This is a genomic window from Megasphaera sp. MJR8396C (assembly GCF_001546855.1).
Lineage (GTDB): Bacteria > Bacillota > Negativicutes > Veillonellales > Megasphaeraceae > Megasphaera.
Window position 1 is genome coordinate 684 of sequence record NZ_KQ958186.1, and the last position, 7,396, is coordinate 8,079.

The following is a 7,396-nucleotide window of genomic DNA, read 5'->3' on the forward strand; positions in this document are numbered from 1 at the left end:
TCCTCGGTTCGATGTGGATTTCTGGAGATAACAATCCTCGTTACGAGAAAAAAACGACTGCCTTGGAGTAAATCTCCTTGGCAAAACGGGCATCGTCAACTGCCCGATGATGTAGGCAGAATTAGGGAGATGTTGTTCTCAACATCGCTGCACCTATGTTTCTCTGACTTACAAGCTCCCGCTTCTATAAGAGGGAGTCGTTGACTAAAAAACTCCCTTTAGCTGACAGATAAAAGGCCCTCACCAGAAGGTTCGGGCCTCTCAAAATCATTACTTATTTCATTGCAGACAGGATCGGCGGAATAACCTGTTTCTTGCGGCTCATGACCTTCGGCAGGTAGACTTCTTTGTCGAGGACGTCTTTGCCAAAAGCGGAGCTTACGGCTTCGTCCATATTGCCTGCGAAGATGAGGTTCGTCGATTCGTCGATGATGCTGGTGATCATCAGGAAGGAAGCGACGTAGCCGTTTTCAGCCCGGAGTTTTTCGAGGGCGTTCAAGAGGACCTGTTTCTGATTGAGGAGGTCCGTCGTATCCATGACCTGTACCTGAGCGACGGTGAAGGTAGCGTCGCCGCCGGTGAATTCTTTCATGTCGTTGTGGACGATCTGGTCCGGCGTGAGGTCCGATACGTTGGCACCGGCTTTGAGCATTTCCATGCCGTATTTTTCGATGTCGACACCGGCGATGTTAGCCAGTTTTTCGGCAGCTTCCCGGTCGGTCGGCGTGCAGGTCGGCGAACGGAAGAGAACCGTGTCGGAAATGACGGCCGAAAGGAGGAGTCCTGCGACGTCTTTTGGAATGGCGATGCCAGCCTGTTCATAGAGGCCGGTTACGATCGTTGCCGTGCAGCCGACAGTCTTGAAGAGGATGGAAATCGGGCCGTCGGTAGCCAGCGTGCCACCGATGCGGTGATGGTCGATGACGCCGACGATGGAAGCTTCGTCAATGCCGTCGATGATCTGTTTCTTTTCGTTATGGTCGACGAGGATGACCTGCTGTTTTTCAACGCTTGCGATGGAAGAAGCGCAGACCATGCCGACGTATTTGCCGTTTTCGACGACGGCGTAGCGGCCTTTTTCAGGAACGTCATGGCCGCAGTCGTTCGGGCTGAAGACCAATTCCGGGTCGTGAACGAGGCCTTTGACGGTGCTCAGTTCTTCGCCCATGACGGTCTTGATGAACTGATCGGCGAGCTGTGCTTTTTCGATGACGCCGACGAACTGGCCGTTGTCGACGACAGGAGCGACGTCGCTTTCATGGTCGGTAAACCATTTGGCAGCGTCTTTCAGGCTGGCGTTGATGGCCAGGCCTTCGACGTCGGAGTAGACGGCTTCACCGACTTTGACGTAGAAATCTTTTACCAACGGCTGGGGTGTAACGTTGAAGTAGTTGAGCGCAAAAGCCGTTTCTTTATTCGGTTCGCCGGCGCGGATCGGCGCAGCGTTAATACCCTGTAACTGTTTTAATTTTGCATATGCAATGGACGAACAAATCGAGTCCGTATCCGGGTTTTTATGGCCCGTAACAAAAATCTGTTTTGCCACAATAATCACCTCATTGAAAATTGTACGTATTTATAAATGTATCTGTAATAGTATATCATGAATCGAAGAAATGGTCTATCGAGATGTATTTTGATTTTGTAAAAACATTTTTACTTAACTTTATAAAGGGGCGATGGTCTTGCGATAACTCCAGTTGCCCATGACGACGCCTTTTTCGTGAAGGTACGATTCATCGAACTCTTCGAAACCCTGCCGTGTATAGAAATTCCGGTTGCCGCCGTCATTGGTATTGAAGGTAAATAATCCGCCTCCCTCTTTGGCAATATAAGGAAGGATGCCGTCACGCAGCATCCGGCTACCAATGCCCTGCCCTTTTACCTCGTCGGACACGGCCAAGAGGACGAGATACCATTTTTCGCCAGCAAGGGACTGACAGGCAGCGTCGGAGATGTCACACATATGGATAAAATCAGAGACGGTCTGCGGATCAGCCAGGGCCGTCAGTTTTTCAACGTCAGGGCCATGGACGTCGATGATCTCGATATCGTCGTCATGGGGTCCCTGCAGGACGGCGACGCCTGTGATGACGCCATCATCTTCTGCCACCAGGACCCGCCCTTTTTCAAAACAGGATTTCAACCACAGGTCCATCATGCGCTCAAAAAATTCCTGTTTGTGCGGCGGTTTTCCCGTATAGATTTCAAAAAAGGGATAGCCTGCAAAGGCGCTCTTGAGGACGCGGCTGCAGGCTTCCATCTGACTTTTATCAGCTTTATAGAAATTCATGGGCATCCCCTTTTTACGAATAATGACTGTGTTTCATGACGACGCCTTTTTCGTGAAAACGCGATTTCCGATCGATTCACAAATGATAAGAGCTCCCTTCTATCCGAACATGATGGGAGCTCCTGCTAATGAGACGAGTTCAAGGCCGGTCGTCTTTTTCTTTGATATCTTCCTCGATTTTATGGAGGACTTTTTGGGCATCCTGCCGCCTTTTCCAGTACCACAGGCCGCCGTAGACGATGGCCATGGCAAAGAGGACGACGGCCAATCGCTGGGAATGGCCTTCCATCATGACCAGGTCGTGCCCGACGAGGACTTCGATGGCAACGGATGGTAATTTCCCAATGAGACAGCCGATGATGTAGTCGCGGTAGCTGATGTGGCTCACGGCGCCGAGGGCGGTGATGAGGCCGTTTGGCGAATACGGGACGGCCCGGGCGATGGCCATGGCCTGCCACGTCGTGTAGTGGTCGATCTTGCTCAGCATCTTGCTGGTCTCAATGATTTTCTGGGCCTTATTGCGGAACAGGACCCGCATGAAAAAGAAACTGATGATGACGCCGATGGTCTCGGCAATCCATGAAACGACGGTTCCGCCGACGACGCCAAAGACGACGCCGTTGGCCGTCGAAATGAAGATGGACGGCAGGAACCCGACGACGTTGATGACGATGTTGATGATCATGCTGATGAAGACGGCCCAGCCCCTAAAGGAACGCAGGTAGTCGATGGTCCCGTGGAGGTTGCCGCTCATGGAAAGGTCCCAGACGGTCGCGTAAAAGTCGGGGATGAGCAGGTGAATGCCGCCGAAGATGATCAACAGGGCCAGGAACAAGGCGATTTTAAGATGGGTTTCATGGATTCTGTCGGGAAGCATTACGTTTCCCCTTTCTTTTCTCGAGTTCGCGTCTTAGCCATTTCCGCGATTTTATCGTGCTTCAGTTTGGTCAGGTACATCGACCCGCCGATGATGAGGGCGCCGCCGAAAACGGTCATGGCGGCCAGTGCTTCATCGAAGAGGACAAAGCCCCACAGGGCGTTGAAGAAGACGCCGATATAGGTGACGAAGCTGACGACGACGGGGTTGGCCGAGGCGTAGGCGTTGGTCATCCAAATCTGCGCCAACACGCTCAGGATGCCGAGGGCCAGATAGAGCAGCCAGTCCGTTCCCGTCGGGACGACGAAGTCCCCGGTCAGGGCCATGATGATGACCCCCGATAAGGCGGCACTCATCAGAAAATACATGACCACTTCATAGGGATGGTGACCGCCGGCTCCAGTCAATTTGCTGACCGTCGTATAGGCACCGGCGGCAAAGATGGCCTGGCCTAAGGCGAACAAGGAATAGACGTTGAAGGAATCAAAATTCCAAGGCCGAACGACGAGGCAGGCGCCGGCAAAAATGAAGACCAAGGGCCATTTCGAGCCCGGCGGCAGGACTTCTTTGAGGAAGATGGCCGCAAAGAGCATGACGAAAAAGGCCGACAGCTGGGAAATGATTGACACGTCCGCCAGCGGCATGCCGCGAAGGGCATAGAAGCTGCAGATCATGCCGATGCCGCCGAGGAGGCCCCGGAGGGTCAGGGTCGGGATATCCCGATTGGACATATGCACATCCTGAAGGCGCATGAGCCCTACGATCATCAGGGCACTGAGCCAACCGCGAAAGAATGCGATTTGCCCGGTGCTGACCGTATAGGATAAGACTTTTACGACGATATTTTGAAAACTGAAGGCCAACGCCGACAGGATGGCGAAGATAACACCTTTATTCAACAGTCTGCCCTTCTTTCTAGGCTTTGGACGAAATGGCGTCGACGAAGGATAAGACGGCCTGTTTCATGGCTTCCTTATCGATGGATTCGTCGAAGCAAACGGGTTTATGCTTGAGGTCGGCCAAGGGTTTCGGAAGCGCAATACCGGTGACGCTGCTGATATCGACGAGGGTGTCGAAGGGATCGGCACTTTCGCGAAGGGCCAAGGCGGCGCTGATAACTGGCGGGAACTTATAGGGATGGGCCGTGGCCATGATGACCGTGTGACGGCCTTCGTCAAGGCCTAAGCGGTGACGGTTCATGCCGACGCCGTAGGCAACGGCCGTATGGGGGTCGAGGAGGTAGCCGAAGTCGTTATAGACGTGGTTGATGACGGCTTCCGTTTCTTCGTCGCCAATCCAGCCGCCTTCAAAGTCCTTGCGGAGGGCCTGGAGTTCTTCCGGCGTGACCCGCATAGTTCCCGTTTCCAGGAGATCTTTTTCCCACTGGTCGACTTTTTTGGCATCTTCGCCGGCAGCATAGAACAGGAAGCGTTCAAAGTTGCTCGACAAGAGGATGTCCATGGACGGGCTGTCCGTCGTATAGAAGTCACGGTTCATGTCGTAGACGCCCGTTTCAAAGAAGTCGGCCAGGACCTTATTCTTATTGGAGGCGCAGATCAATTTGCCGATGGGAATGCCCATTTTCTTAGCAAAGTAGCCGGCCAAAATATTTCCGAAATTGCCCGTCGGGACGATGACGTCAAAGGTTTCCCCTTCACTGATGGCGCCGTTGTCGACGAGGGTGACGTACGTCGAAACGTAGTAGACGATCTGCGGGAAGAGGCGGCCGATGTTGATCGAGTTGGCACTCGAAAAGAGGACGCCCTTGTCATTGGCATAGGCGTTGACGTCGGGGTTGGTGAAGACGCGCTTTAAGAAGCTCTGGGCATCGTCGAAGTTGCCGTGGATGGCCGAGACGCGGACGTTGTCCCCTTCCTGCTTTTGCATCTGCTGCATCTGCATGGGGCTGACGCCTTCGCTGGGGTAAAAGACCATGATGTTGGTCCCGGGCACGTCTTTGAAGCCTTCGAGGGCGGCTTTGCCCGTATCGCCGCTGGTCGCCGTCAGGATGAGGATCTCACGCTGTTCCTGCTCCTGCTTTTTGGCAGCCGTCAAAAGGTACGGGAAGAGCGACAGGGCCAGGTCCTTAAAGGCCAGGGTCCGACCGTGGAAGAGTTCGGCCACAGAGAGATCGGTGTCGATGGAATGAAGAGGCACGATGTCCGGGTCGCGGAAGGTTTCGTCATTATAAGCCGAGGCGATCATGGCTTTTCGTTCTTCCGCTGTAAAGTTGGTGAAGAAATGAGCCAAGACGGTTTCGGCAATGTCCTGATAGGATTTGCCGCTCAGGGCTTTATAAGAAAGGACATCCTCGGGAAAGGCTTCCGGCACGTAGAGACCGCCGTCGGCAGCCAGGCCGTGGAGCAAGGCATAGGATGGAGAAACACATTCATCAGAGCGCGTACTTCTAAAGTTCATAAACAAAATCCCCCTTTGGCAAATCTGAAACAGCTTAGGTATCTCTTTATTATAGCCGAAAAAGGCGTAAAAGGCTACCTTCCGAAGAGGCAGTATCGGCGGCAATATAAAACACCGCTCCCCCGCCCCCACGGTAACGATGGAAGGCAGTGAAGCGGTACTTGTCTTTTGTATGAAAATCTTTGCCCTTTACCAGGCAGCAGGCAGCCAGCCGAAGATGCTCAGGACGGCGTAGACGCCGGCACCGGCAAATAACAGGACGACCAGGGTCTGCACGATGGGATGGGCAATCCAGCCGCACTTCCAGCAAGGCAGCTTGTCGCCGTGTTTTCGCGCCCGGCGCAGCATGAAGACCGGCAGGATCGACATGATGATGCCGCCGAAGGTCCCGGCGCTGAAGATGGCATTGACGAAGCCGACGAGACCGCTATAGGCCAGGAGCACCGGCGGAATGACGATGACGGCCAGACACAGAGCCCGCGTGCGGACGTCCGTTTCCGATTTGAAGCCTAAACGATCGATCATGTTGGTCAAGAAGCTTTCGGCAATGGCCCAAAAGGAGGTCAGCATGGCGCAGAAGGCAAAGAGATTGACGATGACAAAAAAGACGGGCGAACCCAAAGCCTGCCCCCACGACAAAGATGCGACTTCGGTAATGTCGCCGACGGGCAGCATGAGAAAGACGGCCAGAGGCACCAAGGCCAGGATGAAGAAGGAAATCCCGGCGCCGGCCATGATGGACGGCACGAGTTTTCCCGGATCATGAGTAAAGCCGCGGGAGATTTCCGGTACGATGTACTGGACGGCATAACAGAAGACGGCGATGTTAAAGACCGGCACGGCATAGAGCCAATGGGCGTAGAAAATATCTGCCACAGGTACACGGGCCGAAAGAAACGACGCGCCGACGAGAATGATAAGCATGGCCGTCATACCTGAACTCAAATATTTTTCTGCAATACCCGTCGCTTTAAGGCCCAGCCAGACGACACTCGTCGCCCCGACGGCAAAGAGAACGCTGGCAAGCTCCAGCGAAATGCCAAAAAATTCGCTCAAAATCTTACCGCAGCCGCTGGTGTAAGCGATGAGGCTGCAAAAAGACGTAGCCCCGACGGAAAAGAACATCAGCCAGGAACCGACCTTACCGACGTACTTTTCAGCAAGGCCCGACAACTGCAAGGGCCGCGCCGTCCTAAGCGTCGCTTCGGCTACGTAGAGCATGGAAATGACAGAAAAAAAGCCTGCTACGACAAGCCACGTAAGCAGGACCGGCCAGCCGGCATTGCGACTGGCAAAAGCTAAACCTAAAACACCGGAACCAATGGTAGACCCGACGACCATCATCGTAGCCTCCATGAAAGTGAGACGATGTACCTTGAGAGCCGCATCCTTTGCCGCAGCTCCCGCCGATATAGTGTCCAACTCGTTCACATATTCCATCACGAAAAAACCTCTTTTCTATGGGAAAATATGTTACCTGATGTCAGCATGTCCTGCTCATTATATCATAAGGATCCCTAAAAAATCCACCTTTACAGCGCATAAAAAATGACGGAATTACCACTCTTCGGAATGGACTTTCGAGGACCTGTCCGCTACCGGCGATGCCCTCCCTAGAAGGTCGAACTTTCGGAAAAATATGATTTCCCCATCATAGCCAAGATTGACGAAACCGATGAAAGACCGGTATAATGAAATTACAAATTGGGCCATGAATCCCAAAAACCATTTTTCCTATCATTGTCTTCGCTGAAGGCAAAAAGAAAAGGCACTCTCAATGAACCGCCCCCCTAAAGTTGGACCAAAAA

Annotated in this window: 6 protein-coding genes; all 6 read right to left on the reverse strand. The window is 53.2% G+C overall.

What is annotated here, in order from left to right:
* Positions 1 to 274 precede the first annotated feature (274 nt).
* Positions 275 to 1,546 carry a manganese-dependent inorganic pyrophosphatase gene (locus HMPREF3201_RS06305; RefSeq protein WP_062412253.1) on the reverse strand — a complete coding sequence of 424 codons (1,272 nt, stop codon included), beginning with the start codon at positions 1,544 to 1,546 and terminating at the stop codon, positions 275 to 277.
* A gap of 120 nt (positions 1,547 to 1,666) precedes the next feature.
* Positions 1,667 to 2,293, reverse strand: a complete 627-nt coding sequence (locus tag HMPREF3201_RS06310) for a GNAT family N-acetyltransferase (protein WP_062412254.1) — start codon at positions 2,291 to 2,293, stop codon at positions 1,667 to 1,669.
* 139 nt (positions 2,294 to 2,432) lie between these two features.
* Positions 2,433 to 3,170, reverse strand: coding sequence for a TVP38/TMEM64 family protein (locus HMPREF3201_RS06315; RefSeq protein WP_062412255.1), 738 nt, complete (start codon positions 3,168 to 3,170; stop codon positions 2,433 to 2,435).
* Positions 3,170 to 4,069 (reverse strand): DMT family transporter, encoded by a 900-nt coding sequence (locus HMPREF3201_RS06320; protein ID WP_062412256.1) that lies wholly within the window; start codon positions 4,067 to 4,069, stop codon positions 3,170 to 3,172. The genes HMPREF3201_RS06315 and HMPREF3201_RS06320 overlap by 1 nt, the downstream gene beginning before the upstream one ends.
* Positions 4,070 to 4,085: 16 nt before the next feature.
* Positions 4,086 to 5,588: a threonine synthase gene (thrC, locus tag HMPREF3201_RS06325; protein ID WP_062412257.1), complete on the reverse strand. Its 1,503-nt coding sequence runs from the start codon at positions 5,586 to 5,588 to the stop codon at positions 4,086 to 4,088.
* A 189-nt stretch (positions 5,589 to 5,777) separates the two neighbouring features.
* The gene (locus HMPREF3201_RS06330) at positions 5,778 to 7,028 is read right to left on the reverse strand and encodes an aromatic amino acid transport family protein (RefSeq protein ID WP_172980579.1); all 1,251 of its coding nucleotides are present in this window, start codon (positions 7,026 to 7,028) and stop codon (positions 5,778 to 5,780) included.
* Positions 7,029 to 7,396: the final 368 nt, after the last annotated feature.